Here is a 23,121-nt window from a genome sequence, read left to right as displayed (position 1 = left end):
GAGCGAATTTGACATTCGTGAGCACCAGCACGCAGGACTGACAAAGAATGCGAGGGTTTGTCTACACGCTGAAGCACATCGCAAGAGATGTGCTCTATTTACATTAAATGTTCATTTTTCTTGTTTGTTTTCCGTAAAAAAGCGATTGTGAGCAAGACTAAAATCACAATGGATACCAGACTTGTGAAAAGAAGCATGAGAGGTGATGTCCATCCAAGCCATTCGAATAGGAGTTGCGGTCCAAAGAAGATCACCGGAATGAGCGACACCATATTGGCTTTTAAAATGGCATTTAATAAGACAATACACAGCAGCAACAGAAGAATGACGCCCCATCTTTGGCTCGAGGTCAGCACAAGTAAAGGAGTACCAAGTTTTTGGTCCAATAATTTCACTGTGATCAAGGCTGTCATCTGAAAAACACCTAATATCCAAAAGTAAAAGAATGCCCTCCTGCTTGTTTGAAAGGCCGAAGCTCTAAACATCACAATGGTCATGATCACATTGGCCACTATGATGAGCGGATAACCAATGAGTGCATACCAAGAATACGATAAACTTTGACTGATGGCATCTGCTAACATCATGTAAAAAAGAGATCCAATTAAAAAAGCACTGACAAACGGAACCCAGTCTTTATGATTTCTAGAAAGCTCTTTTGCTAGCTCATCAGCAAAGCCCCGTGGATCTCCGCCAAATACATCTTCCCCTGTTTTCCCATCTTTCTCAGCTTCGACAGCGTGTGTCGTTAATTCATCCATCACTTCGTCGATCTCGTCCTGATTTTTCCCTTTTGATATGAGATAGAGTTGCAGCTCTAATAAGATGTGTCTCGTTTCTTTTGTTACCATCTTCTCACTTCCCTTTATGTAATAATCGCTCTACATTCCCTGACAGCTCATTCCATCGCATGGTAAAATCCGTCAGCGCTTCTTCGCCTCTTTGTGTGAGCGTATAGTATTTCCTTTTCGGCCCACTCGTTGATGCTTTTGTGGACGTATGAACCAGTTGTTCTTTTTGCATGCGTAGCAAGATCGGATAAATACTACCTTCACTAATTTGATCAAACCCATAGTACGCAAGCTTCTTTGTCATTTCATAGCCATAAATTTCACCTTCAGAAATAATCGACAGCAGGCATCCCTCTAGAATTCCTTTTAGCATTTGTGTTGATTGTGTCATTATCGATCCTCCGCTTTCAGTACCTTGCATGACAAGATAGTTTGATCTTACCACACACTATCTTGCCATGCAAGATACCGACTCAGAAAAAAATCACCGCTTAAAGGGTGATTTTTACGCCCAAGGCTTATCCGTCCCAAGTGCGTCAGCCAAAGCTTTACTATGCTTTCGGCGGCTTTTTCTTTCCTCTGCCCGCTGCTTCGCTGTTTGATGAAGCATGATTTCTTCCTCTGTTTCCGGCATGACTTGTGGAACTCGTTTTGGCTTCCCGTTTTCATCAAGCGAGACAAAGGTAAGAAATGAAGTTGCTGCGAGTCTACGCTCTCCAGACATCAAGTTTTCCTTAATGACTTTGACGAATACTTCCATAGAAGATGTGCCGACCCATGTCACATAAGATTCTAAGCAGACGGACTCTTTCTGTCCAATCGGCTCTAAAAAATCAACTGAATCCATTGATGCGGTGACTGTTTCACTACGGCTGTGTCTTGCTGCCGAGATGGAAGCAATGTCATCTATATAACTCATTAATTTTCCGCCAAATAACGTTTGGTGGTTATTCGTATCGAGGGGGAATACCCTGCTGGTTTTCACAACTTTCGATTCCTTGCAGTATTTGAAATTTTCTTCACTCATCGTCATAGCTCCTTCTTGCTGTTTTCGTTGATGCGGAACGACTTTTATTAAACACTATTCTATTAGGTTTGTCTAAACTTTTTGCTTTAGTCTCTCATGAGAGATTTTCTTTCGGAAATGTTTCAACATTTACTAGAAGGAGGAATAATATAACTATCGATAAACAAGGAGGCCCTTTGATGGATTCTATGAAATCAGAGAAAGTGTATAAAACGCCGCAATGTATGAGTGAATATGATGAGTTACAAGAAGTCCTCTTATGCAGTCCAATTTATATGGAAATTAAACAGATCATCAATGAAACCCAAAAGCATTTTGCAAGAGAAAATATTTCTCAAATCAAAGCCCTCACGCAGCATAAGCAATTCATCCAAACGCTGAAAAACCATCATGTCCGGCCTGTCCTTCTTCCAGCAAATGAACGTTTCCCTGAACAAGTCTTCACTCGGGATATTGGATTTACAATTGGACAGACTTTATTTGTTTCAAACATGGCAGCCCCTGTCAGACAAGGAGAAGAACATTCTTTAAAAGAATGGGCACAGACAAAAGGATGGACAACCATCACGCTGGATGATGGAACGATTGAAGGCGGCGATGTGCTTATAGACCAAACCCGTGTATTTGTGGGGATCAGCAAAAGAACAAATCTAGCCGCCATCCAGCAGCTCAAAAAAGAACTGCCGAATCACGACATCATTCCTATTCATCTTCCTTCTCACATTTTGCATCTTGATTGTGTGATGAATATTCTTTCTCATCATGAGATATTGATTTACCCTGAAGCTTTTACGGAAAAGGATCTTCATATGCTCAAAAAGCATTATGATCTCATTGAAATAAGTGAGCAAGAGCAGTTCACACTTGGACCAAATGTGTTGTCCATTGGTCAGAAAAAAGTCATCAGCTTACCAATCAACCAAGAAACAAATGCTGCATTAATAGCACGCGGCTACACCGTCATTGAAGTGGATTTTTCAGAAATCATTAAATCCGGCGGCTCTTTTAGATGCTGTACATTACCTATTAGGCGTTCATAAAAGCCAAAAAGCCAGCTTGTATTTACTCGCTGGCTTTTTAAACGCTTGTCTACTTCCCTTTATCTATTTCCTATCATATAAATGACAGGCCACTTCATGCCCATCTTCGACTGCTTGTAATACTGGTTTCTTGTCCGCACATACATCCATTGCAGCAGGACATCTTGTCCGAAATACGCAGCCGCTTGGCGGATTCACTGGACTTGGAATTTCTCCCTTTAAAATAAACCGCTTGCGTTTATCTTCCACATCAGGATCTGGAATCGGGATAGCAGACAGCAATGCTTGTGTATATGGATGAAGCGGTGTTTTATATAAAGCATCACTGCTCGTCATCTCCACGAGATGTCCTAAGTACATGACACCGATTCGATCGCTAATATATTTAACCATCGATAAATCATGGGCAATAAATAAAAACGTCAATCCTTCTTCTTTTTGCAGTTTTTTCAGCAAATTCACGACCTGAGCTTGAACGGATACATCTAGTGCAGAAATCGGCTCATCTGCCACAATAAACTTTGGCGATAAGGCGAGTGCTCTAGCAATCCCTATTCTTTGCCTCTGTCCTCCGCTGAATTCGTGAGGATAGCGTGTAGCAAAATCATGACTTAGCCCCACCGCTTCAAGCAGTTCCTTCACACGCTCGAGTCTTTTCTTTTGACTGCCATACAATTGGTGGATCTCCATCGGTTCTAGCATAATATCTTTTACAGAGAGCCTAGGATTTAAAGAAGAATACGGATCTTGAAACACCATTTGAATTTGTCTATTGAAATCAAATGATTCTCGGTTCGATAAGTGATGGAGACTTTTCCCTTCATACAAAGCCTCACCTTCTGTCGGGTCATAAAGCCGCATGAGCACTTTTCCAAGTGTAGATTTACCGCAGCCTGACTCACCAACAAGACCAAAGGTTTCGCCTTGTTTCAGCTGAAAGGTGACACCATCTAATGCTTTTAACGTTCTTCCTTTCGATAGATGAAAATGCTTTTTTAAGTTATTGACTTGCAGAAGTGGTTCACTTCCCATCACATCTCCCCCTCTCAGCTTTCAAATACCGCCTTGTTCCTGCCCATTCCTGTTCATATGAAGTACCAGAAAGAGACAGAAGTTCAATCTGTCTGCCCGTTTTAGGTGAGTGAAGCATCATGCCATCTCCAGCATACATCCCTACATGGCGAACTGCTCCCTTCCCATTGTCATTGGCAAAAAACATGAGATCACCTGGCGCCAAATGGTTTGATGCGACTGGAGTTCCTTGAACTGCTTGGTCACTTGCGTCTCTCGGTAATAAACATCCACACGCTTTGTACATGCTGTAAACAAAACCCGAACAGTCGTAGCCATAGCTGCTCATGCCGCCCCACAAATATGACAGTCCAATAAATTGTTTTCCTATGGCTAAGGCATCCTTACCGCTCATAGAAGAAGGTGATGAAGCACGGCGCACATCTTCTTTTTTGATTTCTCTTCTTCCTACTGGAGTCAGAACATCAAAGGAATCGCTCATTTCTTCAACAGGTGCTAGTTCTGTTAAAAAACTAACCTCCATATCCGGTGTTCCGTTTTGATATAAAACCGCTTTTTTCTGACAAACAATCAAGGGACTAGCAGGTGGTTCACTCTCTGATACTTCATTTAATTGCTCTACAGGGATATAACCTGGATAGCCTTGCGGGTGTTTCCGGCTTGCCTGCTGCGGGATGACAACTTTCATCCAGCCATCTGTCTCCTCCAGCCCAATGACTCGTTCGCCAAGCAGTACTTGGGTTTGAATAAGGTTTTCTTCACATAAGGCCAATTTCTGTTCATATGTTTGCTCATCAATCCATTCTTTGATCTGGACGGAGCTTTGAAGAACGTGTCGATCCATTTCTCTCGGCGACTGCGGTGCTGTCCATATATTTGCGACTGGAACCTTTGATTCATATAACATCATAAGACCCCTTTCACTCTTTGAATGCCTAACCCATGATGCGGTGGAAAGAGAATATCTTTTCCTTGATAGATAATTCCTCCGTCTATTAAGTCCTCTTTTAGCATAAGCGGCGCATCAAAATCGTAACGGGTAATATTCGGTTGGCTTGCAGCAAGATGAGCGGCTGCGGTAATCCCTAGTTTTGACTCGATCATACTGCCAACCATGCACTTGACGCCGTATGCTTCTGCTAAACTATTGATTTTCAACGCTTTTTTGATACCGCCTGTTTTCATTAATTTTAAGTTAATGAGATCACAGCTTCTCGTTTCTAACACCTTGATGGCATCATGGAGGCTAAAAATACTTTCATCTGCCATAATCAATGTGTCTGTTGCTTCCGTCACCCGGCGCAGACCCTCGATGTCTTCTTTAGGCACTGGCTGCTCGACTAGTTCAATATCGAAAGCCTCCATTTTTCGAATGGCCACAACCGCTTCCTTCCATGTCCAGCCTTGGTTGGCGTCAAGCCTGATTTGAATATCCGGCCCGACTTTTTCTCGAATCCGTTTGATCCGCTGAATATCCGTCTCTATATCATCTTTTCCCACTTTGATCTTTAAGGTACGAAAGCCTTCAGCTGCATATTGCTTCGCATCCTCTGCCATTTCTAGCGGACGGTTGACACTAACCGTGTAATCCGTTTCCAGCTGATCACGATAACCACCAAGATATTGATAAAGCGGCAGGCCAGCCTGCTTCGCTAAACCATCGTAAATCGCCATATCTATTGCAGCCTTTGCACTCGTGTTTCCTACAAGTACACGGTCGATCGCTGAAAAGATTTGTTCATATTGTGACAATGAGGCCCCAATCAAGATCGGCCTCATCACAGCGCAAATAGCATAGTCAATGCTTTCCAGTGTTTCACCTGTAATGACCGATGTCGGCACTGCCTCTCCATAGCTGACATCACCTTGATCATAGGTGATGATCACAATAAGAGATGCGGCGTCATACACCGTTCTTAATGCTGTTTTGAAAGGCTTCTTTAGCGGTACACTCGTTCTGCTTGTGCGAACATCTACGATTTTCATTTGATCGCCTCTTTCGCTGCAACACCTGGGGAAATATGCAGTTTTTTCCCTGTAGCATCTAATGTAGCCTGCACGCCGATTGGAATGGCGAAGTTTGGAGATGAATGACCGATCCGAAAGCCGCCAAGTGCAGGTTTCTGTTGCGGGACAATATACGTCTCCCATAGCTGATCGAGCGTTAACGACTGCTCTTTCTTTTTCGGCTCACATTGATGAAAATCACCAATGATAAATCCCGCCGCATCATGTAATTTTCCTGCAGATGCTAAGTGCTGCATCATTCGATCGATTTTATATGGTTCTTCGTCAATATCTTCTATCAATAAAAGCTTCCCCTTTGTATCAATTTCAAAAGGTGTACCAAGTGTCGTGACGATAAGGGCAAGATTTCCTCCGGTGATTTCGCCTGAAGCCGTGCCATGATAAAAAGTGTGAAGAGGTGACAGGTGGTTCGTATACGAAAAGGCTTTCGGAGTGAATAGCTGTAAAAAGGTATCTTTTGTATACGGATGAACCTCCTCAAGTCCCACATCAGAGGAGAGCATTGGACCATGAAAGGTCACAAGACCCGTCTGCTGCTGAATCGCTGTATGTAAAAACGTAATATCACTGTATCCCCAAAAGATTTTTGGGTTCCGGCGAATGAGGTCATAATCAATGGCTTCTGCAATTCTTCCTGTTCCGTAACCTCCGCAAGCACAAATCACTGCCTTCACGTCTGGATCTTGAAACATGTAATGAATATCTTCCACTCGTTCATGATCATGACCTGCTAAATAACCATACCGGGAGTCGATATACTTCCCCTTTTTCACCTTTAGCCCTAAGCTTTCTAAAAAAGAAATACCTCTTGCTAATTTCAGCTCATCAGGCGGGCTTGCTGGTGCAATGATTCCCACTGTATCTCCTGTTTGAAGTGCCACTGGTAGATGGTTCATGCCAATCCCCTCTTTCTCTTCGTTTCTTTCAATCTATGGGCATCTTCTTCATAACATGAACAAATAAAGGAACAGACGCTTTTTTCAAAGCGTCCCGTTCTCTCATTTTTTCATTTACTCTCCATCTACCTGTGCCCATTTCAAATCAATGTAACCAACAGGATGACGGACAATGCCCTTTACGCCTTCTTTTTGTAAATAGACTTGGTTATAAAAATGAATGGGAATGATCGGTGCTTCTTCCATCAGAAGTGCCTCGGCATCATGCAGCATACGATTTCTCTTTTGTTCATCTGCTTCTTGGCTCGCCTTTTTGATCAGCTGATCATACGTATCATTTGACCAGCCTGTCCGGTTCATCGCATTTCCTGTTTGGAAGCTCTCTAAGAAATTGATTGGGTCTGCATAGTCAGCTAGAAATGAACTTTGCGAGAATTGGAATTTGAGTGCCTTTTGATCTTCTGCAAACACATTTGCTTCCATGTTTGCAAGCTTCACGTCTACCCCTAGCGCTTCTTTTAATTGCTGCTGAATGGCTTCTGCTTTTTTCTTATTTTCAGGCTTTGTACTATATGTTAATGTGACGGGCGGCAGCTTTGAATAGTTCTCTTCTTTCAACCCTTTTTCTAATAGTTTTACGGCTTCACTCGTATCATGTTTGACAAGGTCGCCGCCAGCTTCTCTGAAATCTTCACCCTTTGAATCTAAAATTCCTGGTGAAACGAAGGCACGTGCTGGCTTCTCTTCATTTTTCGTCACATACTTTACAATATCCTGAGGGTTGATCGCCATTTGAAAGGCTTTGCGAATGTTCTTATTTTGAAAAGGCTCCATGTTGACATTTAGGCGATAAAAAAACAGCCCTGCTTGATCTTCAATTTGCACATCTTTGCTTTTTAACAGGTCTTCACTTTGTTCTGCCGGAACGAAGGCCGTATCTAAATCTCCTGATTGATACATTTGATAATCTGTGTTTCGATCACTGATCATGAGCCACTTCACTTGATCCAGCTTGACCGTTTGTTTGTCCCAATACGTTTCACTTTTTTCCATTGTAAAGCTTTCATCATGCTTCCACTCTGTCAGCTTAAACGGTCCATTACCAACAAAGGTTTTCGCATCCTTGGTCCAGTTCGGATCCTTCTCCGCTACCTTCTCATTCACCGGGAAAAAGGCAGGGTTTGCGGTCATATTTAAGAAAGATTTCTGCGGGTATGCTAGCTTGACCTCTAGCGTTTGATCATTAACAGCCTTGACTTTTACATCTTCTTTCTTCCCTTTTCCGCTGTTAAACGCTTCGCCCCCTTCAATCATATAAGCTAAGAATGCCGCAGAAGAGCCCGTCTTTGGATCTAGCAGCCGCTTCCACGCATATTCAAAGTCACTTGCTTTGACTGGGTCACCATTTGACCACTTAATCCCATCCCTTAAATGGAACGTGTACGTTTTTCCGTCCTTTGAAATGTCCCATTTTTCCGCCATGGCAGCAGATGGTTCGTGCTTCTCATTCAGTCTCGTTAATCCTTCCATTAAGTTATTGAGCCCTTGCCAGGACACATTATTAAAACCAATGGGCGGATCAAATGATGTTGGTTCGTTTTCGTTATTTAATGTCAAAACTTTCTCATCGCCCTTGCTTGAAGATCCTTTGCCTGCTTGCTCATTGGCTGTACATCCTGCAAGCAGCATCACTGCGATAAAGCAAATACTGAGAATCCAACCTGTTTTTCTCATGAAAAACTCCCCCTTTGTGTTGAAGATAAAACCGTTTGCTTCGCTCGTTCATCTTGAAGCCAGCAATGTACTGCATGTGTAGGTGAACGCTGCGTTTCATGCGGCATAATATGATCACACACTTTCATCGCAGACGGGCATCGATCGGTATATGGACAACCTTTTGGCGGAGCAAATAAATCAGGCGGGCTTCCTTCAATAGGAATGAGCTCATCTTTCATATCCAGCCTTGGAACGGATTGCAGTAGCCCTTTTGTATAGGGATGCTGCGGACTGTAAAAGATATCTCGCCTTGTCCCAACTTCAACGATTTTCCCCCCGTACATGACGGCCACTCGATCAGCGACTTGTGCTACGACCCCTAGGTCATGTGTGATTAAAATAATCGTCACGCCTGTTTTTTTCTGAATCTCCTTAAATAGTTCTAAAATCTGCGCCTGTATGGTGACATCTAGTGCAGTTGTCGGTTCATCTGCAATCAGCACCTTCGGCTCACAAATAAGAGCCATTGCAATCACGAGCCGCTGTCTCATGCCGCCGCTGAATTGATGCGGATATTGCTTCAGCCTCTCTTTCGGCTGCGGTATCCCCACCAAATCAAGCATACGAAGCGCCTCTTCTTTCACTTCTTTTTTTGTCAGCTTCTGATGCACTTTTGCAGCCTCCATCAGCTGATCTCCAATTGTCAGTGTCGGGTTGAGTGCCGTCATAGGATCTTGAAAAATCATGGAGATATCGACACCACGTATGCTGCGCATGTCTTTTTCAGATAATGACAGCAAGTTGCGATCACGAAACCAAATTTCCCCTTGATCAACTTGTGCACTGTATGCAGGGAGAAGCCGCATGATACTTTGAGACGTCACACTTTTCCCGCAGCCTGATTCTCCTACAATGGCGAGGGTTTCTTTTTCATACACATCCACATTCACCCCGCGTACCGCTTGAACAGAACCGCCATATGTCCGAAAGCTAACATGCAGATCGATAATCCGAAGCATTTTTTTCATCACGCCATCACCTCTTCATCTTCGGATCAAGCGCATCTTGCAGGCCATCACCTAAATTATTAAAGCAAAACATCGTCAGCGAAATAAAAAATGCCGGAAAGAATAAACGCCACCAGTGACCGTTATCTGACAGCACTGTCGGCAAGGCATCATTGGCCATCACACCCCAGCTTGCAAACGGCGCTTGAATCCCTAAACCGAGAAAACTTAAGAATGCTTCAGCAAAAATCGCTGTCGGTACAGTTAGCGTCATCTGGACAATAATCGGTCCCATCGTATTCGGCAGTAAATTTCTGCGGATGATGCGCAAACTTTTTGCGCCAAAGGTTTTCGAGGCAAGGACATATTCTTGGTTTTTCAGCTGAAGGACTTGACCTCTCACGATTCTTGCCATCCCGATCCAGCCTGTGACAGTGAGCGCCACAATAATAGTGACAAGCCCTGGCCCCATCAGAACCATCAATAAAATGACGACGAGTAAATACGGCAGACCGTAAAGCACCTCGACGATCCGCATCATGACATGGTCATACTTCCCGCCCTTATATCCTGCAATACCGCCATAGATGACACCGATTGCAAAATCAATGAGAGCGGCCATCACGCCCACAAATAACGAAATGCGTGCGCCATACCAAGTACGTGTAAACACATCACGTCCAAGCTCATCTGTTCCAAACCAGTGAGCAGCTGACGGTGGCAAGTTTTGCATGGAAAGCCGCTGTTCTGTCACACTATTCGGTGCAAGGAGTGGGCCTAATATAGCCATGACGAAAAGAAAAATCAGCACCGATAAACTAAACATAGCGAGTTTATTTTGTTTTAACCGTCGCCAAGTATCTGCCCAATACGAAAGTGAGGGTCTTTTAATGGCATGGACTTCAGATGTCTTTTGTTCTTTAGGAGCAAACCATTCATCTGGCACTTCATGCGCTTGATTCATTTGATCATGCTGAAGGTGTATGCTCATGCCTTTCCTCCTTTCTGATGCAGCTGGATCCTTGGATCAAGCAGACGATATGTCACATCTACAATGAAAAGAAGGGTAATTAAGATGATGCTGTAAAAAACAGTGGTTCCCATGATGACAGGATAGTCACGGTTATTAATACTCTCAACAAAGTATTTTCCCATTCCAGGGATCGCAAAGATTTTTTCAATGACAAAACTGCCTGTCAAAATACTTGCGACAAGTGTGCCGAGGATCGTGACGACAGGTAAAAGTGCATTCCGCAGGGCATGTTTAAACACAATTTTATAAGGGGAAAGTCCTTTCGCTTTTGCAGTTCGAATATAGTCCTGCGACAGCACTTCAATCATGCTCGATCTCGTTAATCGGGCAATGATCGCCATTGGACCTACCGCCAGTGCAATGGTAGGAAGCACCATATGCATTGGACTTGTCCACATTGCTGTAGGAAAGAGCTTTACATTCACAGCAAGCTGCTGAATTAATAAGGTAGCAAAGATAAAGTTTGGTATGGATATACCGAAAACAGCAATCGTCATGGCGATATAATCAATCAAGCCATTATGCCGGAGGGCAGCCATGATTCCGAGCAAGATGCCGGAGATGACAGCAATCAAAATAGAGATAAGACCAAGTTCTAATGAGACTGGAAAACCTCTCGCCAATAAATCATTGACACTTTCAGAAGGCTTTTTAATGGAAGGACCAAAATCAAAAGTAACGATGGATTTTAAATAGATCATGTATTGAACATAGAGTGGTTCGTCTAAGTGATAGTAGCTTTCGAGGTTTCGCTGGACAGTTTCGTTTGTATTTCGTTCTTCATTGAAGGGCGATCCTGGGATGACCTTCATTAAAATAAACGTTAAAGTTGTGATGGTTAAAATTGTGGCAATCATGGCAATCAAACGCTTGAGCAAAAAGCTGGCCATCTGCTGTCTCCCCCTCGCTTAACAAAATGTTGTACGTGCGGCAAGCTCTGTCATGACAAGCATCGCTTGGTAGGCTTCTAATATATTCTCTGCTTGGTACGTCACCGTTGTTGTCCCTTCGATGATGGCCGTACCCGGCATTAAATTCGCCCATTCGGCTTGTCCATAATTGGCAAACTCGATTTTCAGCACTGGCTGCTCAGGAGGCGTGAGCGGCTTCATTTGATGAATTTGTTTCATGGCAGCTTCCACTTGCTGCGAGATGAGGGTGCTCACTTTCGCTGGTGTTAAGCATTTCACAGCAGATCTTGAAATGGTTTCTTTCACCGCCACTGTTTTCACGCCAGGCATTAGCTTTTCTGCTTCAAGTGCCGCTTGATCGTCTCCGCATACAAGAATGACCGGAACACCATAATAGCCTGCGACATACGCATTAAAGCCCATTTCACCAATCGGATGATCATTTATGTAAAAATGTCTGACACCAAAAATCATACTGTGAGACATCACACCTTTCATTGATGCCCTCGCATGGTAGCCTAAAAAAACAGCGGCATCATACGTTTGATCTAATCCTTGGACCATTGAATAAGGCTTTACATCACCTGATATGAGAGATGCTTCCTCATGCAATTCTTCAATCAACAGATTATTCATTTTAGAATGGCTATCATTCACTAAAATATCGGTCGCCCCATGTGTAAGAAGAGCTTCTACACAGGCGTTCACTTCACCTGTCATGATTTTTCTCCCGCGCTCATAATTGTGCTGGCGGCTATCAACAAATGTATGATCAGCTAGACCAGTAATTCCCTCCATATCGACTGATAAATAGAGCTTCATCCCCATCCCCCTTTAATTAAACTTAAAATTTGTGTATATTTTTCTAAATTTTCTAAAAAATTATATGAGAACTTGATTGATTTTTCAATACAATGTCTGAAAATAAGGAAATTAGACTCAGGTAATACAGGTCAAAAGCATTGATGCGAAAGGATTTATTTTACAGAAAAAACACCACTAGCTATGTCTTTAGTGGTGTTTGTCTGCTTCATCGATTTGCGATTTTAGCTGCGCATATTTTTTCATCGTTTGTGTAAACAAGTCATCGAACATTTGCGGTGCCTGCTGCTGAATGACTGCAGCCCCCTCTCCTGTAATCCCGCCTTTTGTTGCGACCCTGTTCACCGTTTCAGCAAATGTCAGTCCGCGTTCAACAAGAACCTGACCTGTTCCTAGCAGCGCATATGTTAAAAATTCATAGGCTTCTTCTAAAGAAAGCTCACTATTCCGAACAGCGGCTCTCGCCATTTCTTCAAAGATTGCTGCAATAAAGCCTGGGGAAGAGCTTGTCAAATTACTCGCCGCATCAAACCGGTCCTCTTCCACTTCCCTGACGATACTAAAAGCTGAAAGCAGGTGGTGGAGCCGTTCTTGCGCCTCCTGCCCAGCGGTTTCACCATACGCCACAAGGGATACACCCGTCCCTACGGCTGATGTCAAAGTGGGAATGTATCTAGAAACCGGCTGATTCGTATGTTGCATTAATTTGTCTAACGTGACAGCCGCTGCCACTGATACGATATGAAGAGATGTCTTTGCGGGGCTCAGCTGATCTATGACATCAAGTACAGCAAGCGGTGGTACACAAACAAACACGACATCACATGATGCAGAGATGTCATCTAAAGAGCAAATGTTGACATGCTGGTTCTTCTCTTTCAGCTGTTGCAGCCGCTCCGTTTCACTTCTTGTATGGATCATAAACTGACTGGCATGAAGTACTCCTTTGTCCAGCCATTTTTGCACCATCATATCTGCCATGCTTCCATATCCAATGATTCCAATAGTCTCCACAGTTTAATCTCCTCTATTTTGCTTAGATTCACTACTTATTTTAACAATTTCCCACAATGTTTTCATTTTTATCCCACACTTTTTTCTTACGATAAAGTCAGTATCCACCACATACAGTCAAACATCTTGAACACATACATGTAAAAATCGATGAAAGAGAGTGATCTTAATGACACAACACAAAGATGAAAAACACACTTCTTATGAATTACAAACCATTGAACAGCCGAAAAAAAAGCAGAAGAAGCCAAGTGGCTGGCTGAAGCCATTTGTCAGTGGGATTGTAGGCGGTACGTTAGCGTTAGGTGTTTACGTTCTAACTCCATATGCTCAGCATTCAGAAAATCATTCAACTGATTCGTCAACGAAAACAGCCGCTGTATCGACAAATGATACAAGTACAAATTCGTCAAAAACAACAGCGTCACAAACATCCAATTCGACCAGCAGTATTTCCAGTATGGTCGAAAACGTATCACAAGCCATCGTCGGCATTACAAACTATCAAACACAAAGTCAAACAACCACAGATTTTGGCGATATGAACACACCTTTTGATGGATCACAGCAAAATCAAAACAGCAGCAGTCAAGAGCAAGAAAGCGGTACCGGATCAGGGGTTATTTTTAAAAAATCCGGCAGTAAAGCCTATGTATTAACAAACAACCATGTGATTGAAGGAGCAAGTAAATTAACAGTCTCCTTGCATAATGGCAAGACAGTGGAAGGAAAAGTAGTCGGCTCTGATCCGCTAACTGATCTTGCTGTCGTGGAAATTAGTAGCAGTGGCGTTACAAAAGTCGCTGAACTTGGAGACTCCTCATCCCTTCGTGCAGGAGAAACCGTCATCGCAATCGGAAATCCGCTTGGTGAAGATTTATCAAGAACAGTAACGCAAGGAATTGTCAGCGGTGTCGATCGAACAGTTTCTATGGATACATCAGCTGGCGAAAGCAGTATTAATGTCATCCAAACAGATGCAGCCATTAACCCCGGCAACAGCGGCGGACCGCTGTTAACAACAGACGGAAAGGTTGTGGGGATCACCAGTATGAAAATTTCTGAAACAGGTGTGGAAGGTATCGGGTTTGCGCTCCCAATCAATGATGTCAAACCAATTGCAGAGCAGCTTCTCACAAAAGGAAAAATCGAACGACCTTATATCGGTATCAGCATGCTGGATCTCGAACAAGTACCAGATGCTTATCAGAAGGAAACGCTTGGACTGACAAGCAGTCAGCTGGATAAAGGCGTGTACGTAAAAGAAATCGCTGCTGGCTCACCTGCTGCCAAAGCTGGATTAAAGACAGAGGATGTCATCACCGCCATCAATGGCAAAAAAGTGACAACCGGCAGTGAATTACGTCACGAGCTTTACACGAATGCAAAAGTAGGAGATACCGTCAGCATCACAATCGTTCGTAATGGAACAGAAGAAACAAAACAAGTGACATTAACACAATCTGAATCAAAGCAAGTCAGCTCTTAACGAAAAAAGCAGCTCATAAAAATTGAGCTGCTTTTTTCATGTTCACTTGATTGGGACCAATCTTTGTTCAATTTCTGCTCGTTTGTGCTCTAAAAATGGTGGAAGTGCTAATTGATCACCAAGCTCATCCACGCTTTCATCCACTGTGAATCCCGGGCCGTCTGTTGAGATTTCAAACAAAATGCCGTTTGGCTCTCTAAAATATAGGGCTTTGAAATAAAAACGTTCTACAACACCAGAGTTGGTGAAACCGGCTTTGGCTATTTTATCATGCCATTTTTCAAGCTCTTCTGCGTCCGCTACACGAAAAGCTACGTGATGAACACTCCCTCTGCCAGATCGCTCAACAGGTCCTTCTGCTTTTTCAATGACATGAATCTCTGTTCCAGCTCCGCCTTGTCCTGATTCAAAAATCGTCACGATTTCCCCATCATTTGATTGTTCACGTGCTTTTTCTGTAAAACCAAGGATGCTCGTTAACACACTGATCGTTTTATCTGCTTCTGCGACTGTTAATTCTACTGGTCCCAAACCTCTGATCGCAAAATCAGCAGGAATCTCATCATGCACTGGCGGCTTCGCTCCATCTTGCACGCTTGGTTCTACAGTCAAAAACAGCTTCTGTCCTTCTGGATCTGTAAATTTCAAGGCAGGTCTGCCACCTCTTAAAGAAGCTGTTTCTTTCTTTACACCTTTTTCTTCAAAACGCTTTTCCCAAAAAGTGAGTGCCTCTTCTGAAGTGACAATCAAACCTGTGCGTGAGATCGCATTTGTTCCGTCCAGCCGGCGGGCGAGCATCGGTATTTCAAAAAACGTCAGCTCTGTACCAGGTGAGGCGACCTCATCTCCATAAAATAGATGATACATCGATGGATCATCTTGATTGACTGTTTTTTTCACCAGTTTTAAGCCAAGGATTTGGCGGTAGAAATTAACGTTTTTCTGAGCATTTGCTGTTAGTGCTGATACGTGGTGAATCCCATTTATTTTCATTGTGTTCACTCCTAATATAAAATATCTCGAATTCAAGATAATATCCTTATGAATAAAATAGGTCATTTTAGAAGAAAAGTCAACCATTCGGCTGCATCTTTATTGGATGTTCGGTTTTCGCTCATTAAATTAACATTACATCAAAAATATTCTTATATTGTTCGCTTTTAAGATAACATTCATCCTAATATCTCCAATAAACGAACACTTTTAAATACAAATACGAAAATCAGAAAATTTTTTTAATTCTTGTTTTCCTAAAATCGTATTACAATGAACAAAATACATGTCACACTAACGTACGAAAGTGATGCAGGAGGTCGTGTGTAATGAACAAAGAACAACCAGCGTTAAAACAAGACATCGGCTTATTTTTTGCCCTATCTCTTGTCATCGGAACAATTATTGGATCTGGCGTTTTTATGAAGCCTGGCAACGTCCTTTCTTATTCAGGAAGCTCAAGCATCGCCTTATTCGCATGGCTGTTAGGCGGGATCTTAACCCTTGCAGGCGGACTCACAGTCGCTGAAATTGGTACACAAATCCCACGTACTGGCGGTTTATATGCCTATCTTGAAGAAGTATACGGTGAATTTTGGGGCTACTTATGTGGCTGGGTGCAAATTATTATTTACGGACCAGCGATTATTGGTGCTCTTGGTCTTTATTTTGGTTCATTATTAGCTAATTTATTTTCTCTTTCATCTATATGGGCTACAACCATTGGCATTATCACCGTTCTCTTTTTATGTGTAATCAACATCATGGGAACGAAATATGGTGGTTTTGTCCAAGGACTGACCACGATCGGAAAACTTGTTCCAATTGCAGCAATTATTGTGTTTGGCTTATGGAAAGGAAATGAACATATTTTCACAGCCGTCAATGAGAGTATCGCACAAATGAACTTCGGTGCAGCAATTTTGGCAACACTATTCGCCTATGATGGCTGGATTTTGCTTGCAGCGCTTGGTGGTGAAATGAAAAATCCAGAGAAACTGCTTCCTCGCGCGATGGCAGGCGGTATTTTAATTGTCACAGCATGTTATCTCTTTATTAACATCGCCCTTTTGCATGTGTTACCAGCTGATCAAATCGTTCAACTAGGTGAAAATGCAACAAGCACAGCTGCTACAATGCTCTTTGGTCCAATTGGCGGTAAAATTATTAGTATCGGAATCATCATTAGTATCTTTGGCTGTTTGAATGGAAAGGTTCTTTCGTTCCCGCGTGTCATTTTTGCGATGGCAGAACGAAAACAAATTCCGTTTGCCAAAGCCATTTCACGCATTCATCCTACTTTTCAAACACCTTGGATCGCTGTATTTGTACAGATTTTGATTGCCATTGTGTTTATGATCGTCAGTAATCCCGAGAAGCTGTCAGAAGTTTCGATTTTCATGATTTACATCTTTTATGTGATGGCCTTTTTCGCTGTCTTTAAGCTAAGAAAACAAAACAAGGGAATGAAGCGCGCTTATAGCGTACCACTTTACCCGCTCACACCGATCATTGCAATTATTGGCTCTTTCTTTGTCTTAATCAGCACCATGATCACCGATTGGCAAAGCTGCCTGATCTCCATGCTGATCGGCATTGCTGGACTGCCGATTTATTACTACATGAAAAAAACACAAAATAAAGCAGAGCGCTAAGACAGCCTCTGCTTTATTTTTTATATTGCTTAATGACCTTATAAGATTCGTTTAAATATCTCATCAGCCGGTATGGCTTACTTAAAACCCGGATGGGGAGTCTTGAAATAAATCCATTCAGATTCGCCTTATACTCCTGCGTCATCCGCTTCGGCTTTGTGGCAATTTTTTCATACACTTCTTTGTAAAATTCCTTCATGATGTCGACTTGCACACTGATCTTCTGATGACACTCTGTACACTCAACGCTTTTCATCTGATCATTCACATAAACGATGCTGTGGAGGGTCTCTTCTTGGCACCGAGTACAGTGTAGGTTTGCTTCCATTTCGGTTTTCTTCAAGATACACAGCTCCTTTCTCGTTTGATGTTGCTCTTTTTATACAATACGATGGCTGTCAGCTGTTTATTGGACAGATGCTTCCTTTAAAATAGCTGCCGCAGTCAATTCATCGGTGACGAGCACCTGAATAAAGCCGCCGTTTAAAGCCCCTAAAATACTTTCAGCCTTATGGGTTCCTTCCACAACTGCGATGACTTTTTTCACGCTCTTTAATTGTTCTAACGATAATCCAATCACCTTTTGGTTCAGCTCATCTTGGACTGGTTTCCCTTCCCCGTCAAAGAAACGAAAACCAATATCACCAACAGCTCCTGATTGCCTTAAACCAGACAAATCTTCTTCTTTTAAATAACCGACTGTTTTCAATGTAGAGCCTTTATGCGGATTCCCAATACCGATCAGGGCAATATCAACATTTCTGCCTTCTTCAAGCACAGCTTCTATGTCCTGCATCGCCATCAGCCGCTCTTTTAATTCTTCTGTTTCTAAAATCGCAGGTGCATATAAATAGGAGCACGTACCATTCATCTTCTTTGCCAGCTCATATGCCAGCTGATTCGCGTGAATGTCGACTGCCTGCCTGCCCATTCCGCCCTCTAAAGGAATGACTTTGACATCGTTTCTTCGCTCAAATGGATATTCCTTCACTAGCTCGGCAAGTGTGGTTCCCCATGAAATACCGATTTTCTCAGCGCCTTTCATGTTTTTAGAAAGATAATAGGCGCCCGCTTGACCGACTGCCCGTTTGACCATCTCAGACATTGTCCCGACACTTGGGACAACGACAGCATCCGTTAATTGAAAGGTCGTTTCCAGCTGCTTTTCAAGTTCCACTGTATGAATACTTTCGTCTTTAATGTACACTTCAACGATTCCCACATCTTTTGCTTTTTGTAAGAGCTTTGAAATGACTGGTCTTGAGACATTGAGCTTTTTTGCAATCTCCTGCTGCGTCCACCCGTCTGTATAATAAAGATGAGCAACCTTGACGAGCTGTCGTCTTTCTTCCCAATTCAGCATGTGACATCATCCTTTTAATATACTATGATTACCAGTATACCAAACATTCGTTTCTAATTGGAACAATTGTTATGAAAATAAAAAAAGAGCGATTAACTCTCCGCTCTTTTTCCCTCGCTATATTTAGGCTGATACGTTCTCCCGCCATCTAATAAGAGTATCTGTCCGTGCAAATAGCTTCCCTCGTCACTTGCGAGAAATAAAGTGACTCCAGCAATATCTTCTGGTTTTCCTAATCTCCCGATAGGAATAAGGGATCGAAGCTGACTTTTCTCAAGCTCAGTCGGATAGAGCGTATCAAGCATCTGAGATTCAATGACGCGCGGTGCAATGACATTGATGCGGACATGATGAGAACCCAATTCCTTTACAAGCGAACGCATGAGACCAAATGCCCCGGCTTTTGACGCGTAATACTGGATGCCGCCGCCAGAGCCTGTTATCGCAGATCCTGATCCAATAATGACAACGCTGCCTTCTTTCCGCTCACATAGAGAGGGTGCTAATGCTTTGATGCAATAGAAAAGACCATATAGATTCACAGCCAGTGTCTTTTTCCAAAGTGAAAAATCAACCTCTAAAAAAGGAAGGGATTTCGTCATTCCTGCTGAATAGACAAGATGCCCAATGCCACCCAACTCCCTTTCAGCTGCTGACGCCATTTGCTGAACACTTTCCCACGATGAAACGTCAGCTTGGAACGTCAGCAGCTGAGGATGCTGCTGTTTTAAAAGCGAAAGTCCCTGTTCATCTATATCTGACACAGCTACACGATGCCCTTCTTTTAAAAAACGCTGAGCAATTTCTTTGCCGATTCCTTGGGCGCCACCTACGATGAGAACTGGTTTTTGTTGATTAGCCAGCGCTCTCACCCCCATCAAGCATAATTGCTGCTCCATCTGTAAATGCACCGTACGATGTACTTAAGAAAACCGTCATATGAGCCACCGTCTCCTTGATTTGCTCTTTGTCAGTAAGCAAATGGAGAGGCGGCGGAAGTAGTGCCAATACCCGGATGCCTTTGTCTTTAAATTCGCGCGCTAATCCTTTTGTCATGGCATTCAACATACTATTTGATGTAGCATGTGAGATCCCGCCATCACCTGTTATGCTGCCTGATGAGGAAATATTAATGATGCAGCCCTGCTTCTGATCCACCATATGCCACACAGCGGCTTGACTGGAAAGAAAGACTGTATTTACGGATCTTTCCACTTCATCGACCCATATCTCAGGACTTACGTCATCAATCTCCTCATCTGCTTTTTGCTCGGCTTGATTGACTAAAATATCAAGCTTGCCGCATGTATCGATGACTTGTCTTAGCATAAGCGTAGCATCACGCGGTGTCTCAAGCGGATTGATGACAACAGTCGATTGGCCGCCTAATTTTTCAATGTCTTCGCTTATCGACTTTGCTTTTGATTCATCACCAAAAGCGTGTATGAAAACATGTGCACCTGCCTGGGCCAAAGCCAGGCAGATGGCTTCTCCAAATCCATCTGTGCTATCTGTCACAAGTGCCACTTTCTGATGAAGCTGGACGTGCACACGGATCTCCTCCCTATCCCTTGTTTGGCATTTATTTTCTCAGCTTACTCACAATATCAAGAGCTGCTTCATAAAAGCCTTCTGAGATGGTTGGATGCGGGTGAATCATTTTGGCCATCTCTTCAGCTGTTCCTTCTAAATACATAAATGAGGAAGCCTCTGATATCATCTCCGTTACATGCGGACCAACCATTGTAGCGCCAATGACTTCACCATATACGGTATCGTACACGAGTTTAATAAAGCCGGTTTGAACACCTGCTGCCAACGCTTTTCCACTTGCAGCTAAATCAAATCGCTCTGCCCGCACGTTCAGCCCTTTCGCTTTCGCCTCTTTCTCAGTCAGTCCAACACTCGCTACCTCTGGCAATGTATAAATACATCTAGGAATGATGTCGTGATTCATTCTTTCAGGCTCGCCGCATATATTGCTAACCGCAACAGCTGCCTCTGCCATCGCCGCATGAGCGAGCTGATAGCCGCCGGCTACATCTCCAATTGCATATACACCTTCAGTACTTGTCTTCATCTCATCGTTTACTTTAATAAAAGGACCATCCAGCTGAAGATCAAGCTGACTGACAGCAGAGACATTTGGTCTTCTTCCGACGCAAACTAGCAGTCTTTCAGCCGTAAAGATGTGCGTCTCTCCTTTATCGTCTGTCGCATGAATCGCTTTGACTCCTTCGCTTTCTGTTACCTCTGTCACCGTCGTTTTCTTTGCAATATGGATGCCTTTTTTCTTCAATTCTTTTTCTAGCAATTTCGACGCTTCTTCATCTTCCTGCGGAATAATCGACGGAGCGGCTTCTATAATGGTGACTTTTGATTGGAGACTCTGGAAGATGCATGCCAGCTCAAGACCAATTACACCTCCACCAATGATGACGACAGATGCAGGAATATCTGGGATGTCAAAGATCGTATCACTTGTGTCAAATTGAATCTCTTTGAGCCCTGGAATAGGCGGAATAGCAGGTGATGAGCCAGTGGCAATGATCAGCTCTTTTGTTTCAATCGTTTCTGACCCATCTTGTTTTTCAATGTCAATGCGATTTTTTGTCACAGCTGTGCCTCTGCCGTTATATACATCAATCTTTCCTTGCTTTAATAAAAAGGCGATTCCGCCCCTGAGTTTTTCGATGACATCATCTTTACGTTTTCTCATTTTATCGAAGGAAAGAACCATCTCACCTGTTTCGATTCCCCAGCTTTTTGCTTTCTCAATGGATTCAATGACTTCTGCATGTTTGAGCAGTGTCTTTGAAGGGATACAGCCTCGATTTAAACAAGTCCCCCCTAGAAAATCCTCTTCAATCAATGCAACTTTGTGTCCACGTTCAGCGGCTTGAAGGGCGGCAGTGTATCCGCCAGGCCCTCCGCCAATGACTGTCAGATCATACGTTTTTGTCATCCGATTCATCTCCTACATTAGCAATTCAAATGGTTGTTCAAGCACTTTTTTAAGGTCTGTTAAAAAGGCTGCTGCTGGTGCACCATCTACCACTCGATGATCAAATGATAAACTGACGCCCATCATTGGCCGCACCTGAATTTCTCCATCGATCACTACAGGTTTTTCTTGAATGCGTCCAACGCCTAAAATCGCCACTTCCGGCTGATTAATAATTGGGGTAAACGTGTCAATGGCATACATCCCTAAGTTACTAATGGTAAATGTAGACCCCTTCAACTGGTCTGGCAGTAGCTTTTGATCGCGTGCATTTCGACCAATTTCTTTTGCTTCTTTTGTGAGCTGTTTCAGCCCTTTTTGATTTGCATGAGAGATGACCGGAACCATTAAGCCGTCTTTCACAGCAACCGCAAGACCAATGTGCACATCCTCATGGAAATGGAGCTCATTTTGTTCAAACGTCATATTGATTTGCGGATGGCGCGTGAGGACACTGCTGACCGCATGGATGATGATTTCTGTAAACGACAATCTGTAGCCTGTCTCTTTTTCAATCGCTGGGAGCAGCTGTTTGCGCACTTCTGTTGCTTTTGTCATATCAATTTCACTTGTTAATGTGACGTGCGGCGCTGTAAAGGCACTTTGTGACATGCGATCTGCGATCACTTTTCTCATCCCGGCTAGTTTTTGTGTTCTCACTGGAGCAGCCTCTGCCTTTTGTGCGCCTGCTGCTTTCACGTCACTCTTCATGATTTTTCCGTGAGCGCCAGAACCAGCAACATTCGCTAAGTCGATTCCTTCACGAGCAGCCACTTTTCCTGCAAGTGGTGATACGCGCTGGCCTTCCTCGTTCGTATGAAGGGCCGCTTCGACATCCCGTTTTTGAATTCTGCCTTTTGGTCCTGTACCAGATACTTCGTGAATGGCAACTTGGTGATCTTTTGCCGTTTTTCTCGCTGCAGGTGTTGCGCGTACTTTCTCACCCACCGCTGGTTCAACTTCAGTCGAAACAGATGGTTCAGATGGTGATGACGTTCCGCTGTCTTCAGAAGACGCTTCATCTGACTGCGCTGGCGGCTCGCTCGGTACCTGCTCATTTGCCTCTCCGATATATCCAATGACAGCATTGACTGGAATCTGATCATCTGCTTCGTAATATTTCTTTAGAAAAACGCCATCATCATAGGCTTCAACCTCGATATTGATTTTGTCTGTCATAATCTCAAATAGAGGCTCACCGATTTCAACCGAATCTCCTTCTTCTTTAAACCATTGAAGCAAGGTACCGATCTCCATCGTACTGCTTAGCTTCGGCATAAATATCTCTTTTGGCATGATC

23 protein-coding genes are annotated in these 23,121 nt (G+C 43.2%); 3 read left to right on the top strand and 20 right to left on the bottom strand.

The features are described 5' to 3' along the window. Positions 1-98 precede the first annotated feature (98 nt). From ACTJJD_RS18230 to ACTJJD_RS18220, 3 genes are all read right to left on the bottom strand, one after another. A complete protein-coding gene (locus ACTJJD_RS18230; protein ID WP_017359130.1) occupies positions 99-851 on the bottom strand; it encodes an HAAS domain-containing protein in 753 nt (250 codons plus the stop codon). A gap of 4 nt (positions 852-855) precedes the next feature. Further along, on the bottom strand, positions 856-1,182 hold the full coding sequence (locus ACTJJD_RS18225) for a PadR family transcriptional regulator (protein WP_098680926.1): 327 nt from the start codon (positions 1,180-1,182) through the stop codon (positions 856-858). 114 nt (positions 1,183-1,296) lie between these two features. Then, positions 1,297-1,818 (bottom strand): acyl-CoA thioesterase, encoded by a 522-nt coding sequence (locus tag ACTJJD_RS18220; protein ID WP_008346212.1) that lies wholly within the window; start codon positions 1,816-1,818, stop codon positions 1,297-1,299. A 179-nt stretch (positions 1,819-1,997) separates the two neighbouring features. Here ACTJJD_RS18220 and ACTJJD_RS18215 point away from each other — a divergent pair, with 179 nt between their 5' ends. Continuing rightward, positions 1,998-2,858 (top strand): dimethylarginine dimethylaminohydrolase family protein, encoded by an 861-nt coding sequence (locus ACTJJD_RS18215; RefSeq protein WP_236810400.1) that lies wholly within the window; start codon positions 1,998-2,000, stop codon positions 2,856-2,858. 63 nt (positions 2,859-2,921) lie between these two features. Here the strand turns inward: ACTJJD_RS18215 and ACTJJD_RS18210 are convergent, their stop codons facing one another. The 10 genes from ACTJJD_RS18210 to proG form a co-directional block, all read right to left on the bottom strand. Further along, on the bottom strand, positions 2,922-3,890 hold the full coding sequence (locus ACTJJD_RS18210; RefSeq protein ID WP_060780992.1) for an ABC transporter ATP-binding protein: 969 nt from the start codon (positions 3,888-3,890) through the stop codon (positions 2,922-2,924). Beyond that, entirely contained in the window at positions 3,880-4,797 is a 918-nt protein-coding gene (locus ACTJJD_RS18205) for a C40 family peptidase (protein ID WP_041507408.1), read from the bottom strand. The genes ACTJJD_RS18210 and ACTJJD_RS18205 overlap by 11 nt, the downstream gene beginning before the upstream one ends. After that, positions 4,797-5,876, bottom strand: coding sequence for a dipeptide epimerase (locus tag ACTJJD_RS18200; protein WP_440608733.1), 1,080 nt, complete (start codon positions 5,874-5,876; stop codon positions 4,797-4,799). The genes ACTJJD_RS18205 and ACTJJD_RS18200 overlap by 1 nt, the downstream gene beginning before the upstream one ends. Then, positions 5,873-6,814, bottom strand: coding sequence for a S66 peptidase family protein (locus tag ACTJJD_RS18195; RefSeq protein ID WP_019743455.1), 942 nt, complete (start codon positions 6,812-6,814; stop codon positions 5,873-5,875). The genes ACTJJD_RS18200 and ACTJJD_RS18195 overlap by 4 nt, the downstream gene beginning before the upstream one ends. Before the next feature lie 114 nt (positions 6,815-6,928). Then, the gene (locus ACTJJD_RS18190) at positions 6,929-8,548 is read right to left on the bottom strand and encodes a peptide ABC transporter substrate-binding protein (RefSeq protein WP_284565010.1); all 1,620 of its coding nucleotides are present in this window, start codon (positions 8,546-8,548) and stop codon (positions 6,929-6,931) included. Continuing rightward, on the bottom strand, positions 8,545-9,558 hold the full coding sequence (locus ACTJJD_RS18185; RefSeq protein WP_138825625.1) for an ABC transporter ATP-binding protein: 1,014 nt from the start codon (positions 9,556-9,558) through the stop codon (positions 8,545-8,547). Before ACTJJD_RS18185 ends, ACTJJD_RS18190 begins: the two co-directional genes overlap by 4 nt. 7 nt (positions 9,559-9,565) lie before the next feature. After that, the gene (locus tag ACTJJD_RS18180; protein ID WP_217815690.1) at positions 9,566-10,528 is read right to left on the bottom strand and encodes an ABC transporter permease; all 963 of its coding nucleotides are present in this window, start codon (positions 10,526-10,528) and stop codon (positions 9,566-9,568) included. Continuing rightward, positions 10,525-11,460, bottom strand: a complete 936-nt coding sequence (locus tag ACTJJD_RS18175) for an ABC transporter permease (RefSeq protein ID WP_008346233.1) — start codon at positions 11,458-11,460, stop codon at positions 10,525-10,527. The genes ACTJJD_RS18180 and ACTJJD_RS18175 overlap by 4 nt, the downstream gene beginning before the upstream one ends. Positions 11,461-11,478: 18 nt before the next feature. After that, complete coding sequence (locus tag ACTJJD_RS18170) at positions 11,479-12,303, bottom strand: M55 family metallopeptidase (protein ID WP_008346235.1); 825 nt, start codon at positions 12,301-12,303, stop codon at positions 11,479-11,481. 189 nt (positions 12,304-12,492) lie between these two features. Next, positions 12,493-13,317, bottom strand: coding sequence for a pyrroline-5-carboxylate reductase ProG (proG, locus tag ACTJJD_RS18165; RefSeq protein ID WP_281215404.1), 825 nt, complete (start codon positions 13,315-13,317; stop codon positions 12,493-12,495). 169 nt (positions 13,318-13,486) lie between these two features. On the opposite strand from proG, the gene ACTJJD_RS18160 reads away from it, so the two are divergent. After that, positions 13,487-14,806 (top strand): S1C family serine protease, encoded by a 1,320-nt coding sequence (locus ACTJJD_RS18160; protein ID WP_440608732.1) that lies wholly within the window; start codon positions 13,487-13,489, stop codon positions 14,804-14,806. A 42-nt stretch (positions 14,807-14,848) separates the two neighbouring features. Here the strand turns inward: ACTJJD_RS18160 and ACTJJD_RS18155 are convergent, their stop codons facing one another. Next, on the bottom strand, positions 14,849-15,799 hold the full coding sequence (locus ACTJJD_RS18155; protein WP_440608731.1) for a ring-cleaving dioxygenase: 951 nt from the start codon (positions 15,797-15,799) through the stop codon (positions 14,849-14,851). Positions 15,800-16,128: 329 nt separating this feature from the next. Between ACTJJD_RS18155 and ACTJJD_RS18150 the strand changes: the two genes are divergently transcribed. Beyond that, entirely contained in the window at positions 16,129-17,454 is a 1,326-nt protein-coding gene (locus ACTJJD_RS18150; protein WP_281215407.1) for an APC family permease, read from the top strand. A gap of 13 nt (positions 17,455-17,467) precedes the next feature. Here the strand turns inward: ACTJJD_RS18150 and ACTJJD_RS18145 are convergent, their stop codons facing one another. From ACTJJD_RS18145 to ACTJJD_RS18120, 6 genes are all read right to left on the bottom strand, one after another. After that, a complete protein-coding gene (locus tag ACTJJD_RS18145) occupies positions 17,468-17,797 on the bottom strand; it encodes a hypothetical protein (protein ID WP_008358910.1) in 330 nt (109 codons plus the stop codon). Between the two features lie 63 nt (positions 17,798-17,860). Continuing rightward, the gene (locus tag ACTJJD_RS18140) at positions 17,861-18,817 is read right to left on the bottom strand and encodes a sugar-binding transcriptional regulator (protein ID WP_007498849.1); all 957 of its coding nucleotides are present in this window, start codon (positions 18,815-18,817) and stop codon (positions 17,861-17,863) included. A gap of 92 nt (positions 18,818-18,909) precedes the next feature. After that, positions 18,910-19,695, bottom strand: a complete 786-nt coding sequence (locus ACTJJD_RS18135) for an SDR family NAD(P)-dependent oxidoreductase (protein WP_281215446.1) — start codon at positions 19,693-19,695, stop codon at positions 18,910-18,912. Continuing rightward, complete coding sequence (locus tag ACTJJD_RS18130) at positions 19,673-20,368, bottom strand: SDR family NAD(P)-dependent oxidoreductase (protein WP_210552404.1); 696 nt, start codon at positions 20,366-20,368, stop codon at positions 19,673-19,675. The genes ACTJJD_RS18135 and ACTJJD_RS18130 overlap by 23 nt, the downstream gene beginning before the upstream one ends. A 31-nt stretch (positions 20,369-20,399) precedes the next feature. Then, a complete protein-coding gene (gene lpdA / locus ACTJJD_RS18125) occupies positions 20,400-21,782 on the bottom strand; it encodes a dihydrolipoyl dehydrogenase (protein ID WP_281215408.1) in 1,383 nt (460 codons plus the stop codon). A gap of 12 nt (positions 21,783-21,794) precedes the next feature. Next, complete coding sequence (locus ACTJJD_RS18120; RefSeq protein ID WP_440608730.1) at positions 21,795-23,117, bottom strand: dihydrolipoamide acetyltransferase family protein; 1,323 nt, start codon at positions 23,115-23,117, stop codon at positions 21,795-21,797. Positions 23,118-23,121: the final 4 nt, after the last annotated feature.

This window comes from Bacillus sp. 22446, from assembly GCF_052044955.1.
Lineage (GTDB): Bacteria > Bacillota > Bacilli > Bacillales > Bacillaceae > Bacillus > Bacillus altitudinis.
This window is presented reverse-complemented; position numbering and strand designations above follow the sequence as displayed.